Source organism: Ferrovibrio sp. MS7 (assembly GCF_038404985.1).
Taxonomy (GTDB): domain Bacteria; phylum Pseudomonadota; class Alphaproteobacteria; order Ferrovibrionales; family Ferrovibrionaceae; genus Ferrovibrio; species Ferrovibrio plantarum.
In genome coordinates this window covers 1,663,694-1,682,710 of the sequence record NZ_JBBKBA010000001.1, presented here as the reverse complement: position 1 = coordinate 1,682,710, position 19,017 = coordinate 1,663,694, and the positions used below count along the sequence as shown (strand labels likewise).

The 19,017-nt window shown below is 61.8% G+C and carries 18 protein-coding genes; 2 read left to right on the top strand and 16 right to left on the bottom strand.

Translation table 11 applies throughout. From position 1 onward, the window contains the following. Nucleotides 1–50: 50 nt before the first annotated feature. The 10 genes from V6B08_RS08020 to V6B08_RS07975 form a co-directional block, all read right to left on the bottom strand. Complete coding sequence (locus tag V6B08_RS08020; RefSeq protein WP_341979445.1) at nucleotides 51–959, bottom strand: ABC transporter substrate-binding protein; 909 nt, start codon at nucleotides 957–959, stop codon at nucleotides 51–53. Then, nucleotides 959–3,286 (bottom strand): xanthine dehydrogenase family protein molybdopterin-binding subunit, encoded by a 2,328-nt coding sequence (locus V6B08_RS08015; protein WP_341979443.1) that lies wholly within the window; start codon nucleotides 3,284–3,286, stop codon nucleotides 959–961. Before V6B08_RS08015 ends, V6B08_RS08020 begins: the two co-directional genes overlap by 1 nt. Continuing rightward, nucleotides 3,283–3,786 carry a (2Fe-2S)-binding protein gene (locus V6B08_RS08010; RefSeq protein ID WP_341979441.1) on the bottom strand — a complete coding sequence of 168 codons (504 nt, stop codon included), beginning with the start codon at nucleotides 3,784–3,786 and terminating at the stop codon, nucleotides 3,283–3,285. The genes V6B08_RS08015 and V6B08_RS08010 overlap by 4 nt, the downstream gene beginning before the upstream one ends. A gap of 10 nt (nucleotides 3,787–3,796) precedes the next feature. After that, entirely contained in the window at nucleotides 3,797–4,657 is an 861-nt protein-coding gene (locus tag V6B08_RS08005; protein WP_341979439.1) for an FAD binding domain-containing protein, read from the bottom strand. Nucleotides 4,658–4,684: 27 nt separating this feature from the next. Beyond that, nucleotides 4,685–6,397: a CocE/NonD family hydrolase gene (locus V6B08_RS08000; protein WP_341979437.1), complete on the bottom strand. Its 1,713-nt coding sequence runs from the start codon at nucleotides 6,395–6,397 to the stop codon at nucleotides 4,685–4,687. A 291-nt stretch (nucleotides 6,398–6,688) separates the two neighbouring features. Beyond that, on the bottom strand, nucleotides 6,689–8,788 hold the full coding sequence (locus V6B08_RS07995) for a xanthine dehydrogenase family protein molybdopterin-binding subunit (RefSeq protein ID WP_341979435.1): 2,100 nt from the start codon (nucleotides 8,786–8,788) through the stop codon (nucleotides 6,689–6,691). A 2-nt stretch (nucleotides 8,789–8,790) separates the two neighbouring features. Then, the gene (locus V6B08_RS07990; RefSeq protein WP_341979434.1) at nucleotides 8,791–9,381 is read right to left on the bottom strand and encodes a (2Fe-2S)-binding protein; all 591 of its coding nucleotides are present in this window, start codon (nucleotides 9,379–9,381) and stop codon (nucleotides 8,791–8,793) included. Continuing rightward, nucleotides 9,300–10,691, bottom strand: coding sequence for an AtzE family amidohydrolase (locus tag V6B08_RS07985; RefSeq protein ID WP_341979432.1), 1,392 nt, complete (start codon nucleotides 10,689–10,691; stop codon nucleotides 9,300–9,302). The genes V6B08_RS07990 and V6B08_RS07985 overlap by 82 nt, the downstream gene beginning before the upstream one ends. Next, nucleotides 10,688–10,888: a DUF4089 domain-containing protein gene (locus tag V6B08_RS07980; protein WP_341979430.1), complete on the bottom strand. Its 201-nt coding sequence runs from the start codon at nucleotides 10,886–10,888 to the stop codon at nucleotides 10,688–10,690. Before V6B08_RS07980 ends, V6B08_RS07985 begins: the two co-directional genes overlap by 4 nt. Then, a complete protein-coding gene (locus V6B08_RS07975; protein ID WP_341979428.1) occupies nucleotides 10,885–11,361 on the bottom strand; it encodes an SRPBCC family protein in 477 nt (158 codons plus the stop codon). Before V6B08_RS07975 ends, V6B08_RS07980 begins: the two co-directional genes overlap by 4 nt. 138 nt (nucleotides 11,362–11,499) lie before the next feature. On the opposite strand from V6B08_RS07975, the gene V6B08_RS07970 reads away from it, so the two are divergent. Beyond that, the gene (locus V6B08_RS07970) at nucleotides 11,500–12,408 is read left to right on the top strand and encodes an alpha/beta hydrolase (RefSeq protein WP_341979426.1); all 909 of its coding nucleotides are present in this window, start codon (nucleotides 11,500–11,502) and stop codon (nucleotides 12,406–12,408) included. A gap of 3 nt (nucleotides 12,409–12,411) precedes the next feature. Here V6B08_RS07970 and V6B08_RS07965 read toward each other — a convergent pair whose 3' ends face one another. Further along, nucleotides 12,412–13,842, bottom strand: a complete 1,431-nt coding sequence (locus V6B08_RS07965; protein WP_341979424.1) for an aldehyde dehydrogenase family protein — start codon at nucleotides 13,840–13,842, stop codon at nucleotides 12,412–12,414. A gap of 186 nt (nucleotides 13,843–14,028) precedes the next feature. Between V6B08_RS07965 and V6B08_RS07960 the strand changes: the two genes are divergently transcribed. Continuing rightward, nucleotides 14,029–14,853 carry an aspartate dehydrogenase gene (locus tag V6B08_RS07960; RefSeq protein ID WP_341979422.1) on the top strand — a complete coding sequence of 275 codons (825 nt, stop codon included), beginning with the start codon at nucleotides 14,029–14,031 and terminating at the stop codon, nucleotides 14,851–14,853. 37 nt (nucleotides 14,854–14,890) lie between these two features. Here V6B08_RS07960 and V6B08_RS07955 read toward each other — a convergent pair whose 3' ends face one another. From V6B08_RS07955 to V6B08_RS07935, 5 genes are read right to left on the bottom strand one after another with little or no spacing between them, the layout of a single operon-like run. Continuing rightward, nucleotides 14,891–15,685, bottom strand: coding sequence for an aspartate dehydrogenase (locus tag V6B08_RS07955; RefSeq protein WP_341979420.1), 795 nt, complete (start codon nucleotides 15,683–15,685; stop codon nucleotides 14,891–14,893). Between the two features lie 4 nt (nucleotides 15,686–15,689). Then, entirely contained in the window at nucleotides 15,690–16,409 is a 720-nt protein-coding gene (locus tag V6B08_RS07950) for an ABC transporter ATP-binding protein (protein WP_440588796.1), read from the bottom strand. Between the two features lies 1 nt (nucleotide 16,410). Beyond that, a complete protein-coding gene (locus tag V6B08_RS07945; RefSeq protein WP_341979415.1) occupies nucleotides 16,411–17,175 on the bottom strand; it encodes an ABC transporter ATP-binding protein in 765 nt (254 codons plus the stop codon). Further along, nucleotides 17,175–18,134 carry a branched-chain amino acid ABC transporter permease gene (locus V6B08_RS07940; protein ID WP_341979413.1) on the bottom strand — a complete coding sequence of 320 codons (960 nt, stop codon included), beginning with the start codon at nucleotides 18,132–18,134 and terminating at the stop codon, nucleotides 17,175–17,177. The genes V6B08_RS07945 and V6B08_RS07940 overlap by 1 nt, the downstream gene beginning before the upstream one ends. Next, the gene (locus V6B08_RS07935) at nucleotides 18,134–19,006 is read right to left on the bottom strand and encodes a branched-chain amino acid ABC transporter permease (protein WP_341979411.1); all 873 of its coding nucleotides are present in this window, start codon (nucleotides 19,004–19,006) and stop codon (nucleotides 18,134–18,136) included. The genes V6B08_RS07940 and V6B08_RS07935 overlap by 1 nt, the downstream gene beginning before the upstream one ends. Nucleotides 19,007–19,017 lie beyond the last annotated feature (11 nt).

The window sequence follows — 19,017 nt, the reverse complement described above, 5'->3', positions numbered from 1 at the left end:
ATATCGAGGCCAGTTGCCGCCGCATGTCTGGCGGCACCTTCCCATTCCCTTCACCCCAAGGATGCCAGTGCCGCCGCGTGAAAATGCCGGTCGACATAATTCTCCGGTGGCGGCGCCACGCCGCCCCACTGCCCTTCCACCACGGCGCGCAGCCGCAGCACATTGCCAAGCCCGACCATGTCGATCTCTGCGTCCACAGCGATGCCGCCGGGTGCTGTGGCGATGGCAAAGCCTTCGGCGGCAACATCGGCCGGAAGCCGCAGCCGTTCGGCCAACAATGCCACGGCCGCCGCCTGATTCTCCGCCGCCAGCGCCCAGCGCAGGCCCCGGATATAGGCACGGCAATAGGCTGTAAGCGCTGCTTCATGTCGCGCTGCCCAGGGCCGCATGACAAAACCAGCCGTGGACAGATACGGGCCGATTTCATCAATGGCTTCACAGATCAGCTTCAGGCCGGCGCGCTGCGCCTGGATCCGGAATGGCAGGTTCATGATCGAGGCCCGTGCCGCAGGGTCTTCCTGCATACGCTTGAAGCGGAATGGCGTGGCGCCCACCGGCTGCGCCACATAATCGCCGCGCTTAAGGCCATGCAGTTCCATGATGCGATACAGCACCAGGGCGAAGGCGGTGTTAGGTGCATCGACCAGCACGGTCTGACCACGCAGATCCTCGAACGAGCCGACATCCGGCTGGAACATCAGCGCGTTGAAGCCACTGTCGCCGCCCAGCACAACGGCAACATCTGCCTTGGCCAGCTCGACCATGGCGATGGCATTGTCCACGGCCGTATGCGCGATATCGTAATCCCCGGCGGCCAGGCCATTGCGCAACACACCGGAATCCGGTGTGAAAGTGAGATCGATATCCAGTCCCTCGGCCGCAAAATATCCTTGCGCTTGCGCCGCAAAGATCGCCAGGTTCTGCATACCTTCGAAAACGATGACTTTCAGCTTCTGCATCACGCCGTCCTTCCCATCGACTGTTGCTTGCGCCTGGCGGCTTGAATCATGCGCCACACGCGCGGCGGGGTCAGCGGTAGTTCCATCGGCTCGACGCCGAAACTGGAAAGCGCATTGGCTACCGCATTGGCAATGATGCCGCCAACCGGAATGGTGCCGCCTTCGCCCGCGCCCTTGGCGCCCAGCGGATTGAATGGCGATGGCCGCAGTCCGATGGCCGTGGAACGGATATTGGGAAAGTCGGTCGCCAGCGGCATCAGGTAATCGGCGAAAGACGCGCTCAGCATCTGGCCATTCTCATCGTAGACCAGATTCTCGAGCAGCGTGCCGCCCAGGCCCTGCACGATGGAGCCAATCGATTGGCCATGCAGGGTCAGCGGATTGATGACGCGGCCAGCATCTTCCACGGTGACATAATCCACCACCGTCACCTGTCCGGTGCCGGGATCGACTGTCACATGCGCCACATGGCTGCCATAGGCATAGGTATGGCGATGATTGTGGAAGGTCGCCTCTGTGCTGATATCCTGACAGGACAGATCAGCAAAGCTCAAGCGCCGACCATCGCGCGCCAGCACCTCGCCACGCGTAACGTCCACTTCATCAGGCGCACAGTTGAACCGCATCGCCGCTGCCTCACGCAGCTTCTGCTTGATCTCTTCCGCAGCCAGCAGGATCGCCGAACCGCCCATCACGGTGGAGCGCGAATGGTAGGAACCCCAGCCCTCCTTCACATAAGTGGTCGAGCCAAGGAACATCCGCACCCGGTCATAAGGCACATCAAGGGCATCGGCCGCGATCTGGGCCAGAATGGTCTCCGCCCCCTGACCGACGCCGGAGGAACCCACATAAACCGACGCCATGCCATCGGCCTCGATCACGATGCGTGAGGATTCGCGCGGACCAGCGGCGCCGCCTTCGATGAAACAGGCCACCGCCAGGCCATGATACAGGCCATCAACCAGCTTGCCCTGCAGATGCTGCTTCTCGGCCCAGCCGGCATCGGCGAGACAGCGGTCCAACAGCAATTCATAGGCGCCACTATCCAGCGCGGTGGGATTGTTCACCGGCGCGGTTTGCGGCAGCGGATAAGGCATCGCCGATTCGGGCACCAGATTGCGACGGCGGAACTCCACCGGATCGATGCCGAGATCCTTGGCGACAAGATCAAACAGGCGCTCACGGAAGAAATCCGCCTCAAAGCGGCCCGGGCCACGGTATGTACCGGACGGCGACTTGTTCGACACCTGCATCGCCACGTCTATATGCACATGCTCGACCTGATAAGGGCCGGAGATGAACTGCCCGGCATTGCGCGGCGTGATCACCGCAGCCGTGCGCATATAAGCGCCGATATTGGCCCAGACTTCGCCACGAATGGCGAGCACACGGCCTTCACGGGTGCAGGCAATCTCCAGCTCTGCCTCGATATCGCGGGCATGGCTGATAGCCAGCAGATGTTCGCGGCGGTCCTCGGTCCATTTAACTGGCCGGCCCAGCAATTTGGCCGCATAGGGAACCAGGAAATCCTCAGGGAAGAACTCGCCCTTCACGCCATAGCTGCCGCCCGAGTCACCCTCGATCATATCGACGGCTTCTTCCGGCAGGCCCATCGTGGCGGCCAGAATACGGCGATTGGCGAACGGCACCTTGGAGGCACCCCATACGGTCATATGGCCGCGCTCGACATCCCACTGTGCCAGCGAACCACGCAATTCCATGGTGACACCGGTATGGCGATGCACATAGAGCCGCTCACGCCTGGTATATTCGGCGCCAGCGAAAGCCGCCTCGGCATCACCTTTCCTGACCTCGAAAAAATGCGACTTGTTCGAGCCGGTGGCTTCGACCAGCAGGGCTTGATCACGGCGCGAGGCTTCGAGATCGGCCACAGGGGGCAGCATCTCGATATCCACTTCGATCAATTCCAACGCGTCCTCGCCGATGGCTGGGCTATCGGCGATCACCATGGCGATGGGCTCACCGACGTAACGCACCTTGTCCTGGGCGATCACCGGCTGCTGGAACGGCAGATATTCAGGTATCGGGAACAAGCGCACCGGAATGCTTGGTACCGGCAGCCCGATATCGGCTGCGGTGAGCACTGCATGCACGCCAGGCATGCGCCGGGCTGCCGACACATCTATAGAAATGATGCGACCATGCGGCACGCTGCTGCGCAGCATGACGGCGAAAACCTGATTGGGCAGCGACAGATCGTCGATATAGCGGCCCTTGCCACGCAGCAGCCGCAGATCCTCGACGCGGCTGATGGGCTGGCCGATGGCGGGCGCCGCCGCAGAGAATTCCCTGCCATGCACCGTCATTTCGGCTCTCCTTGGTCGGACTTCACCTGAATGCCCGGCTTGGCATAGGCGGCCCTTGCCTCCAGGATTGCGTCAATGATCGGCAGATAGCCGGTGCAGCGGCAGATATTGCCAGAGAGAACATGGCGAATCCGTTCTGCGTCGGCATCCGGCTCATGGGTCAGCAGGGCATGTGCGGTCGTCAGGATGCCCGGCGTGCAGAACCCGCATTGCAATGCATGATGCTTGCGGAAGGCGGCCTGCAATGGCGACAGTTCGTCGTCATTCGACAGCCCCTCCACCGTCACCACCTCGTGACCACCGGCCTGCGCCGCCAGCATCAGGCAGGATCGCACTGCCTCGCCATCCACCAGCACGGTGCAGGCACCGCAGACACCATGCTCGCAACCGACATGCGTGCCGGTCTTGCCGAAATGATGGCGCACGCAATCAGACAGAGTGGTGCGGGCTTCACCGGTGAACTCCACCGCCTTGCCATTCAAAGTGAATTGCACGGACATCGCTTGTTCCTTACTGCAACTGTTCGGCGCGGCGGACCACGCGCTCGAAGAGGGTTGCCACCAATGCCCGGCGGTATTCCGCATCGGCATGCAGATCGCTCATCGGATTGACGCTGGCGGCGGCAAGCGCCGCTGACGAGGCAATCAATGCTGCATCGATCTTCTGGCCCTCCATCGCCTGCTCGACATCATGCAGGCGACGCGGCATTTCGTCGGCACCGATAACGCCGACATGGACGTGGCGCGCCTGACCAGCCGCATCACGATCGTAATGCACGGCAACGCCGGCCAAGGCAAAATCACCCCGACGCAGCGCGAATTCCTCGAAGCCCCAGCGCCGTGCTGCCGGCCAGGCCGGCAGGTCGACCGCCACCAACACCTCATCTTCCGCCAGCACGGTCTGCAGCGGGCCGGTGAAGAAATCCGCCGCCGGCACGGCACGGCTGCCGCCAGACCCGACGATATGCAACACAGCATCGCATACCACCGATACGCCCGGCATTTCCGCCGCCGGATCGGCGTGGGCCAAGCTGCCGCCAACCGTGCCCCGGTTGCGAATCTGGTAATGCGCCACCTGATCAATCATCGCCACCAGTAATGGCTGCGCCTGGCGCAAAGCAACATCGCGCTCAATTTCGCACCAGCGGACCCGTGCCCCAAGGCGGGTACCGGCCGCCGCGATCTCTATGCCACGCAACGCTTCAATGGCGCCGATATCCACCAGCAGCGGCGGCGCCGCCAGGCGGAAAGCCAGCACCGGCATCAGGCTCTGGCCGCCAGAAATGATCTTGGCACCTTCATTGGCCTGCAGCAGGGCAATGGCTTCGGCCACACTGGCGGGGCGCGCGTATTCGAGACGAGACAACTTCATGTCAGGACCATGCGGATGAGGGGCGCATCAGGCAGGGATCTTCGGTAGCAGCAGGTAGGAATCGTGTTCCGGGCCGGTGAGGATGGTGCAAAGGCCATCGAACTCGGCGCGTGGGCGATCCGCTTCACTGTTATGCAGGATGCGCCCGGGAATATCCCAAGCCTCGAAATCGCGGCCCTGAATCGTCAGCACCAGACGATGGCCCGGCGGGCAGACAATGCTGGTCGGCCAGATTTCGACGTCCAGTTCATAGGCTTCGCCAGGCGTCAGTTTCTGGATTTCGTCGTGGCTGTGATAGGGCCGGTAGGGCTGCGTCATCGCCGCATCCTGCTTGCGATGCGAGGCTCGTAGCCAGCCACGCGCCACCGGCGTGAGATCGCTGGCGCCAGTGAATACCACTTCCTCACCGGCCGGATCGAATAGCCGCAGGGTGACGAACAAGTCCATATCCGTTGTGCTGGAACTGACCCAGAGATGCGCCTTGAGCGGGCCGGTGAATTCGGTTTCCTGCACGAAAGGCTCGGTGCTGAAGCTGATGCCTTCGCCCAGCGACCGATAGCTCAGCTTGGCTTCCACCTGCGGCGGAGAAGCCTTTAGCGCTTTGCCGGCAGCATCGAGATGCAGGCGGGTCCATGCCGTGCGGGCCAAGGGCCATTCCGTTTCGGTGCGGAAGGCGCCGCCATCGGGCCGGCGGATGAACAGCCGTATTCTAGCCTCATCGTCCCAGCCGTTTTCCTCACCTTTCAGGAAGTGATCGAAGAAACGCTGCTGGCGCTGGATGAATTCCGGCAGATAAAAACTCTCGAAATGCGTGCCAATATGAAGCTGCAGCCATTTCTGCTGCGAACCGGCACGCAGAAAACCTTCGATATTGCCGCGCAGATGCAGGCCGGAACCGCCCCAATTGCCCGCCGAGAGCAGCGGCACATCGATGCGCGGCAGGTTTGGCGAACGCGCCCTGTACCAGGCATCATCCAGGGGATGCTCCAGCAGATCACGCGGATGATCGGCGCGGTTGCCGGCAAGCATTGCCGGACTCAGTGGCGCGCCGGTATTCGGCTGGCCGGTATCGCGCTCGCGGTAATGCGTGGCAGCGTTGCCATGCTGATTTGGCAGCACCTGGCGCGGATACCAGGCGGTAGGGAAGAGATGACTGAAAATGCCGCCGTGATGGCTCCAGTCGCGATAAAGATCTGAGCCACCTTCCCAGACACAGATTGCCGCCAGATGCGGCGGTCGCAGCGACGCCACCTGCCACTGCTTGATGCCGTAATAGGAAATGCCGATGGTACCGACCTTGCCATTCGACCAGGGCTGCACGCCGGCCCATTCGATGGCATCGTAATAATCCTGTGTTTCGCGCGGCGAGAAGGGATCGAGATAGCCCGGCGATTTGCCGCTGCCGCGCGAATCAACGGCAACCACCACATAACCCGCTGGCACCCAGCGCTCCGGATCCACCAGTTCCCAGCGCAGATGTTCGCCGGAAGTACCTTCCGAATCCACGCCCGGATAGATGCGCTTCAGCACATCCCATTGCAGCTTATAACCATCGGCAAAGTGGATGTCCTTGCCGTAGATGCCCATGGCCATCACCACGGGATAGCGCCCGGGCTGCGCCGGGCGGTAGACATTGGCACGCAGCACGGTGCCATCGCCGACCTGGATCGGCACGTCTTTTTCAAAAACCATGTCCGCGACGCCAGCACCCGGCTTCGCGCCACCTTTCACGCCACCCATCTGCCTCACCCCCGAAACGGGCTGCAGCCAGGAAGCCGCAGCACGATACTCAACAACCCGACACCCAAGCCGCAATTCACAACATGGCAATTTCCTGGTGTCAGCCGTCTTCACCAAACACCGCAGCCGTCTCCAAGCTGCGATAGGGCCGCACCACCACTGCATACTTAATTGACTGTCCGGTTAGTTTAGTTTGCAAGCACAGCATGGTCAAGCAAATGTCGCATTCTGCGGCAGCCCAGCAATCAGGCAGTTGCTGCGTGAAATTGCGGCAAGCTGCCGGTCACGCCGTCAGGCTAAGGCGGCCAGCAGCCGGTCGCGCGTGAACGGCAGGGCACGCAACCGGGTACCCAGCGCACGGCTGACCGCATTGCCGAGTGCTGCCGCTGTTGGGCCCTGTGATGTCTCGCCGACGCCCAGGGGTTCCGTCTCCCAGTCTATGATAAAACGTGTTTCGATTTCAGGCACTTCTGAAAAACGCAGAATCGGATAGCTGTCCCAGTCACGACTGCTGATCATACCGCCATCGCTGCGCACCGTTTCCTTCAGGCACCAGCTCAGCGATTGCACGATACCACCTTCGACCTGGTTTCTTGCGCCATCGGGATTGATCACAAGTCCGGCATCGACGACGCACCACACGCGCGTCACCTGCACAATTTCTTCAACCTCAACCTCCACCACCACGGCACAATAAGCCGATTTGTTCTTGTAACGCGCGAAGCCGATGCCTTTCGCGCGGCCCATACCAGTTTTGGCATCGGCTTCCCATCCCGCCATGGCGGCCACCCCCTCCAGCACGGCGAGAGCGCGTGGATCCTTCAGATGCTGCTTGCGGAAATGCAATGGATCGCAACCAGCCCGTTCCGCTAGTTCATCCATGAAACCTTCGATGGCGAATACATTCGGCTGTGCGCCAAGCGCCCGCAGCGATGACGTGCGCAGCGGTAATTGCGGCAGAAGGTGGTGCCGCACGCTGATCGATGGCAGATCATAAAGGGGCGCAATATTGCGCATGGCACCGCCGCCCACCGCATCGGCGACATCGCTGATTGCCTTCGGTACAAAAGCCGCATCGCACGCAGCGGCGGCGCTGAGATTGACGTCACCGCCGGCGCCCGGCCGGCTGGAATGAGTGCCACTCCAGACCTCGGCCCGCCATGGTCCGATCCGGCCCGAGGCATCCATGCCCGCCTGCAGGCTGATCGCCATCGCCGAGCCGCAGGTGGCGGCCATTTCATCCGCCCGGCTCCACAACACGCGGACCGGCCGGCCAGGGAATGCTTCCGCCAGAAGGGCAGCCTCCAGCGCCACATCATCGGCACCATTATGGCCATAACAGCCCGCGCTTGGGCGATGCTCCAGCACGATCTCCTCTGCCGGCAAGCCCAGGACGCGGACAAGCTGGCTGCGCAGCGGGAAAACCCCTTGGCTGTGTGTCCAGATATGCAGTCCGCCGCCACCGCGCATAGCCACAGCACAGCTAGGCGCAATAGAACCATGCAACAGGAAGCTGCGCGAATAGGTGGCTGCATGCGGAGCAATGCCCGGACCGGTTGACACCGGATCATCACGCATCGTTTGCGCAGGCTGCGCCTGTAACCATGGGGCAATATCTTCCGGTATGACAATCTCGGCTTGCCGCCAGCGCAGCCGTGGGCCGAGATAGTCAGCCGCCTGTCGAGCCAGGGTTTCGCTATCGGCAACAACAGCAAGGAAATCACGCCGCCGCAGTAGCCGGCATTGCTCGGCAAAACGTGCCTTGAAAGCCATCTCCGGCAAATTCTCAAGCACCGCGCCATGAGCGGGTGGATGCAGCACGCGGCCATGCAACATGCCCGGTAGCTGCAGGTCCTGCAGGAATCCACCGCCGGCAATGATGTGCGGCAGATCACGGCGCGGCAGAGACTGCCCGATCGAACGCTGCATAGTCGCAGGCCAACCACTCCAACCGTCACGCAGGTCCTGCTGCCAGTCGATCCGGCCTGCCAGCGACCACAAATCATGGCCAGTGGCGACATCGCCATGCCACACTTCGCCTTGGACCAGATCCAACTGGGCAGGATCGGCATTCAGCATCGACGCGGCAATGGCAATAGTGGATGTGCGCAAGCAGGCGGCCGCTGTGCGTATGGCGGCACCGCCGCTTTCAATCGACTGGCTGCTGGCGGTGAGCCATTCATCCGGGCCGGAGCTGGTGAGCAATGGCTGCAGATCGAAGCACTCAGGCTTCAGGTTCAATTCTTCGGCAGCGATCTGGATCAGGGCAGTATGAATACCCTGCCCCAACTCCACCTTGCCGCTGCGCAGACTGACGCGGCCCGGCTGTTCCAGTGCCAGCCAGGCACCGAGGCATGGATTGTCCTGCAGGCTTTTCGGCGGCGGTTTCATGCCTAGGCGGTAACGCGTGCTTTGGCCGCCGCCGCTATCGCCGCCAAGATGCGTGGATGTGCCCCACAGCGGCAGAGATGGTGGTCGAGCTGGGCGGCAATCTCAGTCCGGCCGGGTAGATAATCCAGGCCACGCAGCCAAGCATAGGCCGTGATCAGAATGCCGCTGAGACAATAGCCGCATTGCGCTGCCTGATGGGTCACGAAGGCATCAATCAACATCCTGCCGAGAGGATCATCCTGCAAGGCCTCTGGCGTGCGGATATTTCGACCGGCCATATCCGCCACCTCAATCCGGCAAGCATGGCGCAGCACATCATCAACCAGCACCATGCAGGCACCGCATTGCTCCAGACCACAGCCGAAGCGTGCTGCCGTCAGGCCAAGTTGATTCCGCAAGGCTTCCAGCAAAGTCGCACCAGCAGGAACAGCGACAGCTTTATCGCAACCATTGACGCATAGCCGCACCGTTTCCGCTGGTGCGGCAACTGGCGGGGCTACAGGCTCCAACCTCACAAGAAAGCGACCCGCGAGGCCGCGACACCCTGGCGCTCGAGATGATGCGCCACGCGCAGGGCCAGATCCTCGCGCCATGGAGCAGCGATCACCTGCACACCAATGGGCATTGGCGCTGCCTTGGCATAGGGCGTCGCCACCACCGGCAGGCCGAGGAAGGAAATCGGCTGCACGAACATGCCGATGGTGGACTTCACCGGCAATTCCACACCATCGATGACAATGATCTCCTGGCCGAATTGCGGTGCCACACAGGGAGTGGCTGGTGCCAGGATGATATCGACATCGCGGAAGATTTCCTGCACCCGGGATTGATACCAGCGGCGGAAGCGGCTGGCCTGGGCATACCATTCGCCCGGCAGCAGGGCGCCGGCCAGGAAACGGTCGCGTGCCTCGGGGTTGATATCATCGGCGCGCTGCTTCAACCGCTCACGATGCAGATTGGCGCCTTCGATGGCCGTCATAACATAGGCAGCGGCACGGGCACGATGGGCTTCCGGGATCGTCACTCGCCGGTCGGCACCCAATGCCTTGGCGAAAGCCTCCACTGCCTCATGCGCCAGCGGTTCTCCGCCTTTGGCGAAGTAGCCATCAGCAACGGCGATACGCAGACCATCGATGCCTTGCTCCAGACTACCTAGGACCGGCTCCGGCGCGCACTGGGCGCAGACCGGGTCGGCGGCATCCGGCCCCTGTATTGCATCGTAGGCCAAGGCCAGATCCCGCGTACTGCGGGCAATCGGCCCAAGATGATCAAGGCTGGACACGAAGGGGAAGCTGCCATTACGCGGTAAGCGGCCAAAAGTCGGCTTCAAGCCGAACAGACCGCAGAAAGAAGACGGCACACGGATCGAACCATTGGTATCGGAGCCAAGGCTGAGAGGCACCATGCCGCTGGCGACCGCCACACCAGAGCCGCTGGATGAGCCACCGGCGCCACGCGAGGGATCATGCGGATTACGGGCATGGCCGTAATGCACATTCTCGCCAACGAAATCGTAGGCATACTCGCTCATGTTCAGCGCGCCGATCAGAATGGCACCGGCGGCTTCCAGGCGTTGGATCAACGGCTGATCGGCCTGGCGCGGGGCATGATCGCGATTGATTGCCGAACCAGCCACCGTGACACGTCCGGCAACATCATAAAGACTCTTCACCGCGAAGGGCACACCGGCCAGCGGCCCCAGCACCGTTCCGGCGGCACGCGCCGCATCCAGCCGCGACGCCGTGGCGCGGGCGCGATCCGCCATCACATCGGTGAAGCCGTTCAGCTTCGAATCCAGGGCGGCGATGCGGCCCAGGGAAATCTCCACCGCCTCTGCCGCGCTCCGGCGACCGGACTGAACCTCGGCTGCAATTTCCGCCGCGTTGCTGGTATGGTCGATCATGGCTTGAACACCGATGCCAGCTCCACCTCATCGGGCAGGGGAAAATCCAGATAGAGCCGGGCAAGCGGCACGATCCGCTTGATATTCGTCACCACGCCCGGCAGCTGCTCCGGCGTGATGGTGAAGCCGCTCAGCGCCGCGCTCTGGCGCACGAAAGTTTCGGCATCGAATTCATCGCCGCTCATGCTGCTGCTCATGCCTGGGCCTCCTGGCCGCCACTCTCTCCACCAACCTGGGCGGCGAATTTCTCGAAGAACTGATCCGCCATCTTCTTGGCCACGGAATCGATCATGCGGGCACCGAGCTGAGCGATCTTGCCGCCGATATTGGCCTCCGCCTCATAGCTCAGCAGACACTGATCCTCGCCCTCCGCCGTCAACGCCACCTTGGCTCCGCCCTTGGCATGCCCGGCAATGCCGCCATCACCTGCACCAAGAATGCGATAGCCATTCGGGGGATCGAGATCGGCCAGTTCGACCTTGCCGCGGAACGTGGCCGAAACCGGCCCGATCTTCATCTTGGCAACAGCGGCAAAGCCGCCTTCCTCGGTGCGCTCCAGGGATTCACAACCCGGGATGCAGAGCTTCAGTACTTCCGGATCATTGAGCTTCTGCCATACTGTGTTGCGTGATGCCGGGAGGGAAACCTCGCCCTTCATATTCATAGCCATCGCAATGCCACCCCTGGACTACGTTTTACAACAGAATGAACAACACCTATCGGATCACCGACAATACGTCAATAATTGACTATCTGGTCAATTGGTGACCTACTTGCTCACAATCCGTTCAATAGTGGACCGCATGCAATGACCAGCTTGCCACCGATTCCCGACGAGCTCTGGGCCGAAATGGCCGAAATCGGGCCGCGCTGGGGTTCCGATACCGGCGGCAATGTCCGGCGCATGATCGAAGCCTTCAGCAAGGTGCTGAAAAACGCGCCAAAGGCTGGCGTATCGGTGACCAGCGATATTGCCTATGGCCCACATCCACGCCAGCAATTCGATATTTTCTCGCCGCAGGATTCAATCGACAAACCGCGGCCAGTGCTGCTGTTTGTCCATGGCGGTGCCTTCGTCGAGGGGCATCGCAACCGCAGCGACGAGATTTACGCGAACGTGCTTTATTATTTCGCGCGGCACGGGATTGTCGGCATCAATATCGGTTATCGCCTGGCTGACGACACATCCTATCCCGGGGCCAGCCAGGATATCGCCAGTGTGGTCGACTGGGTGAAAAGCCATGCCACCGACTGGCGGATTGATCCGGCACGGATCTACCTGATGGGCCATTCCGCCGGCGGCGCCCATACCGCCAGCTATGCCTATGACCAGCGCCTGCATGGCGCCAAGGGCCATGGCCTAGCCGGCCTGATCATCGTCAGCGGCCGTGTGCGGGCCGACAATCTGGCCGAGAATCCCAATGCCCGAAAAGTAGAGGCCTATTACGGGCCAGATGCCACCAAGTTCGACGATTACTCACCGGTCTCGCATGTCGATGCCAATAGTGTGCGCACCTTCATCGCGCTCGCGGAATTCGAGAATCCGCTGATCGACCTCTACTGCCTGGAACTGGCGCACCGGCTGGCCGTGGCAAAACGTCGGGCGCCGCCGGTCTACTGGCTCAAACGCCACAACCACACCTCATCCATCGCGCATTTCAACACCGCTGAAACTGCACTGGGCGAAGCGATCCTCGGATTTATCGCCGAAGGCTGAACCTTAAGCCGTCGGCCGGATGCCGATGAACTTGATCTGCGACATTTCCTCGATGGCATAGCGCACACCCTCGCGGCCAACACCGCTCTGCTTCACACCGCCGAAAGGATACATGTCGAGCCGGAAACGGCTGGCCTCGTTGATCCAGAGCGAGCCGACATCGAAATCATCGGCGAATTGCAGCGCCGTGGCAAGATTGCTGGTGAATACCGCACCCTGCAAACCGAAGGGCGAATCATTCGCCAGCGCAATGGCCTCCTCCACGGTCTTGAACGGCACCAGGATCGCCACTGGGCCGAAGACTTCTTCGCGCCACAGCCGCGCCGCTTTCGGCACCAGGCTGAGGATGGCCGGCGAGATCGTCGCGCCATCGCGGCTCGGTTCCAGCACGGTAACGGCACCATGCTGCTTGGCATCGGCGATCATTGCCATCACCCGGTCAGCGGCCTGGCTCGATACCATGGCGGCAACATCGGTGGCGGGATCCTCGGGCTTGCCGACCTTGAGTGCGGCCGCAGCGGCGGCGAACTGCGCGGTGAAAGCCTCGAACACTGATTCCTGCACCAGCACACGCTGGGCCGAAATGCATTGCTGGCCACTGGCCTCGAAGGCGGCGCTGGCGATCTTCTTGGCAGCGACGGCCAGATTGGCATCAGCCAACACGATATTTGCGGCATTCGAGCCCAGCTCAGCAACAAATTTCTTGGCGCCAGCGGCGCGGGCCAGGGCTTCGCCACCCTGCGTGCCGCCGGTGAAGGATACCGCCCGCACATCGGAATGCGCCGCCAGGGCAAGCGCCGTCTCCTTGTCTCCGGTCACCACGTTGAACAACCCCTCAGGCCATCCTGCCGCACGGAACAGGGCAGCCAGCTTCAAAGCGGTACGGGTGCCGGCCGGAGCCGGCTTCACCACCACGGTGTTGCCGGCGGCAACAGCCGGCGCCAGCTTCTGCACCAGCAGGTTGATCGGCGCATTGAACGGCGTAATGGCACCAACCACGCCATAGGGCAAATGACGGGTCATGCCGATCAAACCGGTGCCAGTGGCTGCGGCATCCAGCGGCAATACCTCGCCGCCAATCTGCGCGATGGCAGCGGCACAGGCCTCGATGAATTCCACGCCGCGCTGGGCTTCGAAGCGGCAGGCCCGGATCGGTTTGCCGACATCCTCGGCGATGAGCTGTGCCAGTGCTTCGGCCTCGCCTTTCAGTGCCGCTGCCGCTTGCCGCAGCCACTGGATGCGCGTATGCAGCGGCGTCCTGCGCAGCGCCCGGAAAGTCGCGAGCGAGGACGCCACCGCTGCCGCCACGCCCGGCACGCCGGCTTCGGCGATTTCGCCAATCACGGCGCCGTCACTAGGACGCACCAGATTGAAACGGGTGTCGGTTGGCAGGGCTTCACTGCCTGGGAAATACGACTGAATGATATTGGCCATGACCTCACCCGTCAGACTGGTTGCACCATGCGATACAGAATATTTATTACTAACCAGATAGTCAATATTGGCAGACAAGGATTGACCCTGTAGGGTTGCCGTCTCCAATATTTCGCCACCATCTGCACAGGCAATGGGCAGATGGTGGCGAAACAATACTCGAATGCATTTCTACAGGTGAAGCATATGATGACCACAACCACCCCTCCGCTCCGCGTCGGCATCGCTGGACTTGGTGCCATTGGCCTTGATGTGGCACGACGCCTGGATACTGGCATTGATGGCCTGATGCTCGCCGGAATTGCCGCCCGCGATGAGGCCAAGGCTGTTGCCAAGCTGGCTTCCTTCAAGCAACCCCCGGCAATGTGTAGTCTGACCGCACTTGCCGAGCAGGCCGATATCGTGGTGGAGAGCCTGCCGGCGGCGGCATTTCGTGACATTGCCGTACCGGTGCTGATGCGCGGCAAAATCCTGATTGCCATCAGTTCGGCTGCCTTGCTTGAGGCCGAAGACCTGCCAGTACTGGCCCGGCGGCATGGCGGCCGCATCATCGTGCCGTCTGGTGCGATGATGGCCCTGGATGCCCTGGCGGCGATGGCAGAAGGCGAGATCACCAGCGCCAAGCTGATTTCACGCAAGCCGCCAAACGGCTTGCGCAGCGCCCCCTATCTGGCCGAACAGGGCATCAGCCTGGAGGCGCTGACCGCGCCACTCTGCGTGTTCAGCGGCAATGCCCGCGCCGCAGCAAAGGCTTTTCCGGCCAATGTCAATGTCGCGGCAACGCTGAGCCTCGCCGGCATCGGCCCGGATCGCACCCAGGTCGAGGTCTGGGCCGATCCCAGCCTGGTACGCAACACCCACGCCATCGAGATTACTTCTGATAGCGCGCTGCTCTCCGCCACCATCGAGAACCTGCCGATGGCCGATAACCCACGTTCCAGCCGCATCACGGCCATGTCCATCGTCAGTACGTTGCGGCGGCTGACCGCGACCCTGCAGGTTGGCAGCTAAAGGCCGGGCAACCGGGCGGCAATTCTGCTCTCGCCCCTCAGGCGGCGATGGTATCAACCATGCCGCAAAGGCCGCGCACCAGGCTGTAGGGGGCCAGCATCGAGGTCTTGGGATTGCTCGGCAGCACCTGGGCCACCACATGGCTGCTGAAGCTGCCGAAGGCTCCGCTGGCCTCGACGCTATGCTGATTGCGTGCCTCGGTAGGATCCACCATCAACCGCACCCGGGTATGGTCGAAGCCGAGACCCGCCAGCGCCACGGCCGCAACCACATTGGCATTCTGCGGAAAAGCCAGGGCCGCTTCGCGCGCGCTGCCCTCGAAGAACGGCGTCGGCTCTGTCACCTTGGCCAGATCAATCATGCTTTCAGCCTTGGTGCCGATCCAGGCTTTCGGCGCCTTGCGACCGATATATTGCACCCGCTCGAGTCCGGCATGTTTCGCCGCCCCCAGAGCATCCAGGCCACCCAGCGCACCGGCAGGTACCAACACTCTGGCGCGGCCCGCTTTCGCTGCAGTACGCAGGCGGTTTTCCAGTTCGGCATCGGCCAATGCGCCGACAGAGGCGATCAGCAAGTCAACGCCGCCACTCAAGATCGCAGCCCCATAAGCCCGCAAGCCGCCATGGCCGGCCGCCTCTACCACGATATTGGGTTGCTTCGCCAGCAATCCGGCGGCATCCGTCACCAGCGGCAGGCCCTCAGGCAGCGCCCGCTGCGATTCAGGCCGCAGCAACACACCAGCCAGTGCCATATCATCTCGGCCGGCAATTGCCTCGGCCACCAGGCCACCGATGGCACCATAACCGATCAGGCCAACCTTCAGACCGGACATGGGATCAGCCTCCGAGATAAGCGCGCAGCACATCCTTGTTACCGAGCAAAGCCGCAGACGTGTCTGCAGCCACAACACGGCCGGTTTCCAGCACATAGGCGCGCGAGGCAACCGAGAGTGCGTTATGCACATTCTGCTCCACCAGTAGAATGGTCATGCCGCCTTTCTGCAACTCACGCACCGCACCCATCACTTCCTGCGCCAGCAGCGGGCTGAGGCCCAGGCTCGGCTCATCCAGCAACAGCAGAGTCGGCTCCGAGATCAAGGCGCGGGCAATTGCCAGCATCTGCTGCTCGCCGCCAGAAAGCGTGCCGGCCAATTGCTTGCGACGCTCGCGCAGGCGCGGAAAGCGGTTGAAGCCATCCTCGACGCGGGCATCCAGCTTAGTCTTGTCGCTGACGATATAGCCGCCGAGCTGGAGGTTTTCCTCGACAGTCATTTCCGGCCAGACATGACGCTCTTCCGGGCAATGAGCAATGCCGGCACGCAGCACCTCATCGGCCCGCTTGCCGGAAATATCGCCGCCCTTGAACAGGATACTGCCGGCGGACGGGGCCATCAGGCCGGAAATCGCCCGCAGCGACGTACTCTTACCGGCACCATTCGAGCCGATCAGCGCCACCACCTCGCCCTGGGCGATGCTGAAGCTGACGCCATGCAATGCCTGCACCTTGCCGTAGCTGACCTTGAGGTCGCGCAATTCCAGAATCGGTTGCTGCGTCATATCAATGCCCCGTCGCGCTGCCGAGATAGGCAGCAATCACTTCCGGATTGTTGCGCACTTCCTCCGGGCCGCCTTCGGCCAGCTTGAGGCCGAAATTCATCACCACGATACGGTCTGAAATGCTCATCACCAGGTTCATATTATGCTCGACCAGCAAGAGCGCCTCGATTTGGCTGCCGACAAGGCCCTTCAGGATCGTGCCCAGCTTCAACGCCTCCTCTGAATTGAGGCCGGCCGCCGGCTCATCCAGCATCAGCAGGCGCGGCTTGGCACCCAGGCCGATACCGACTTCCAGCAAACGCAACTCGCCGCAGGAAAGCGATGCTGCCTCGGTGTTCATGCGTGAACCCAGGCCGATCAAGTCAACGATCTCTGCTGCACTATCACGCAGCCGGGCCTCGCTCTGCTTCACGCCACTGCCGGGCAGCAGGGTGGCGAGCAGCGATAGCGTGCCCTGGCGCTGATGCGCCGCCAGAATATTCTCGAACACCGACAGGCTCTTGAGGATATTGGTCTTCTGGAAGCTGCGCACCACGCCAAGCCGCGCGATGTCATGCGGCGCCCTGCCTGTCACCACCTGGCCCTCGAAAGCCGCCGAACCATCGGTCGGCTTGAGGAAGCCTGTGATCATGTTGAAACAGGTGGTCTTGCCGGCGCCATTCGGGCCGATCAGGCTAACGATCTCGCCCTTGTTGACCTCGAAAGACACGTCGTTGACGGCGGTGATGCCACCAAAGCGCATGCGGAGGTTATTGACCTGCAGCATCAGACGGCCTCCTTGGCACGGGCGTAATTGTCACGCTTTTCCGTCAGGAACCCCATGATGCCACGCGGCATGAACAGCACCACGGCGATCACGATGGCGCCGAAGATCGAGAGCCGCAATTCCTTGAAATCACGCAGATACTCTTCCAGCACCACGACCACCAGTGCACCGAGCACCGGGCCGACCAACGTACCCTTGCCGCCCAGCAGCACCATGATGATGGTGGAAGCCATGAAGCTGAAACCAAACACTTCCGGGCCGACAAAGGAGATATAATGCGCATAGAAGCCGCCGCTCAGGCCTGCCAGTGCTGCAGCAACGACAAAAGTGAGCAGGGCATAGTGGAACGGCGAGATGCCGACCGACTGTGCCACAAAGCGGTTCTCTCGGATCGCCACCGCACCGCGCCCGATATTCGAATAGACGAAGCGGAAAGCAACATAGAGCACGATGGCGGCAAGCAGCAGCGCGACATAGTAAAAAGCGGTCTTCTGTCCCAGAGCATCGAGCACAGCAATGGCCGGCGGCTTGCGGATGCCGGAAATACCCATCGGACCATTGGTCAGCGCCACCCAGTTATTTGCCACCAGACGCAGCACTTCAGCGAAGCAGAGCGTGATGATGACAAAGAACGGACCACGCAGCCGCAGCGTGATGGCGCCGATGGCAAGGCCGGAGATGGCCGCAATGACACCGGCAAAAGGTATGGTCAGCTCGATCGGCAACCCCAACTTCGACGAGCCGATGGCTGCGGCATAAGCGCCGATGCCGAGGAAAGCCATATGACCAAGAGGAAATTCACCGACATAGCCAACGATCAGGTTGAAGCTGGTCGCCAGGATCAGCGAAAACATCACCATGACGCCAAGATGCAACACATACTCATTGCGCACCAATAGCGGCAACAGAGCTGCAACAGCAATGAAGGCGAGCAGAATATTACGTTCGGTATTGCGCATCACACCCGCTCCGCGCGCTTGGAAAACAGGCCATAAGGCCGCACCAGCAGCATGACAATGACCATGGCGAAGCCGATCGCATCGACATAGCCGGTGCCGACATAGCCCCCCCATATGGCTTCAACCAGACCAAGGACCAGGCCGCCGACAATGGCGCCGGGGAAACTGCCCATGCCGCCGAAGATTACCACGACGAAAGCCTTCAGGCTGACGAGACCGCCAATGGTCGGCTGTGCCACGTAGATCGAACCGAGCAGCATGCCGGCAACGCTAGCCAGCACGATGCCCATGGCGAAGGTGGTGGCATAGACCTGGGCAGTCTGGATGCCAGCAAGCTTTGCCGCCATGGTATCCTGGAAAGTGGCGCGCATGGCGCGGCCTAGCTTGGTGTGCTGGATAATCAGATGTGATGTCAGGATCAGCAGCGCGGCTATGCCAACAATGGCCAGGCGCGCCTTGGTCAACACCACAGGGCCAAGGAAGATCGGTGCGTTCGGCATCGGGCCGGTGACTTTCAGCGGTGCCGTGCCGTAGATCAGCAACGCGGTATTCACCAGGAAGATGGAAAGGCCGATGGTGAGCAGGATGCCGGGCTCTTCGCCCTGTTCGCGCACACGCTCGATCAGCACGCGCTCGATCAGCCAGCCGGCGGCCCCCATCACCACGATCACTGCCAGCAGCGAGGGGAAGAAGCCGAGGCCGAGATGCACGGTGAAAGTCCAGCCGAGCAGGCCGCCCACCATGTAAATATCGCCATGCGCGAAATTCACCACGCGCATCAGGCCGAAGACCAGGGTGAGGCCGATGGCGGATAGCGCATAGAAGCTGCCATTCACCAGGCCATTGGCCACCAATTGCAGTAAGAAATCCATCTTCACCCCGC

Bases quoted from the DNA above. Each gene is read 5' to 3' on its own strand.
- V6B08_RS08020 (WP_341979445.1), bottom strand. From the start codon at position 959: ATGCAGAAGCTGAAAGTCATCGTTTTCGAAGGTATGCAGAACCTGGCG.
- V6B08_RS08015 (WP_341979443.1), bottom strand. From the start codon at position 3,286: ATGACGGTGCATGGCAGGGAATTCTCTGCGGCGGCGCCCGCCATCGGC.
- V6B08_RS08010 (WP_341979441.1), bottom strand. From the start codon at position 3,786: ATGTCCGTGCAATTCACTTTGAATGGCAAGGCGGTGGAGTTCACCGGT.
- V6B08_RS08005 (WP_341979439.1), bottom strand. From the start codon at position 4,657: ATGAAGTTGTCTCGTCTCGAATACGCGCGCCCCGCCAGTGTGGCCGAA.
- V6B08_RS08000 (WP_341979437.1), bottom strand. From the start codon at position 6,397: ATGGGTGGCGTGAAAGGTGGCGCGAAGCCGGGTGCTGGCGTCGCGGAC.
- V6B08_RS07995 (WP_341979435.1), bottom strand. From the start codon at position 8,788: ATGAAACCGCCGCCGAAAAGCCTGCAGGACAATCCATGCCTCGGTGCC.
- V6B08_RS07990 (WP_341979434.1), bottom strand. From the start codon at position 9,381: ATGGCGCGAGGATCTGGCCCTGCGCGTGGCGCATCATCTCGAGCGCCA.
- V6B08_RS07985 (WP_341979432.1), bottom strand. From the start codon at position 10,691: ATGATCGACCATACCAGCAACGCGGCGGAAATTGCAGCCGAGGTTCAG.
- V6B08_RS07980 (WP_341979430.1), bottom strand. From the start codon at position 10,888: ATGAGCAGCAGCATGAGCGGCGATGAATTCGATGCCGAAACTTTCGTG.
- V6B08_RS07975 (WP_341979428.1), bottom strand. From the start codon at position 11,361: ATGGCTATGAATATGAAGGGCGAGGTTTCCCTCCCGGCATCACGCAAC.
- V6B08_RS07970 (WP_341979426.1), top strand. From the start codon at position 11,500: ATGACCAGCTTGCCACCGATTCCCGACGAGCTCTGGGCCGAAATGGCC.
- V6B08_RS07965 (WP_341979424.1), bottom strand. From the start codon at position 13,842: ATGGCCAATATCATTCAGTCGTATTTCCCAGGCAGTGAAGCCCTGCCA.
- V6B08_RS07960 (WP_341979422.1), top strand. From the start codon at position 14,029: ATGATGACCACAACCACCCCTCCGCTCCGCGTCGGCATCGCTGGACTT.
- V6B08_RS07955 (WP_341979420.1), bottom strand. From the start codon at position 15,685: ATGTCCGGTCTGAAGGTTGGCCTGATCGGTTATGGTGCCATCGGTGGC.
- V6B08_RS07950 (WP_440588796.1), bottom strand. From the start codon at position 16,409: ATGACGCAGCAACCGATTCTGGAATTGCGCGACCTCAAGGTCAGCTAC.
- V6B08_RS07945 (WP_341979415.1), bottom strand. From the start codon at position 17,175: ATGCTGCAGGTCAATAACCTCCGCATGCGCTTTGGTGGCATCACCGCC.
- V6B08_RS07940 (WP_341979413.1), bottom strand. From the start codon at position 18,134: ATGCGCAATACCGAACGTAATATTCTGCTCGCCTTCATTGCTGTTGCA.
- V6B08_RS07935 (WP_341979411.1), bottom strand. From the start codon at position 19,006: ATGGATTTCTTACTGCAATTGGTGGCCAATGGCCTGGTGAATGGCAGC.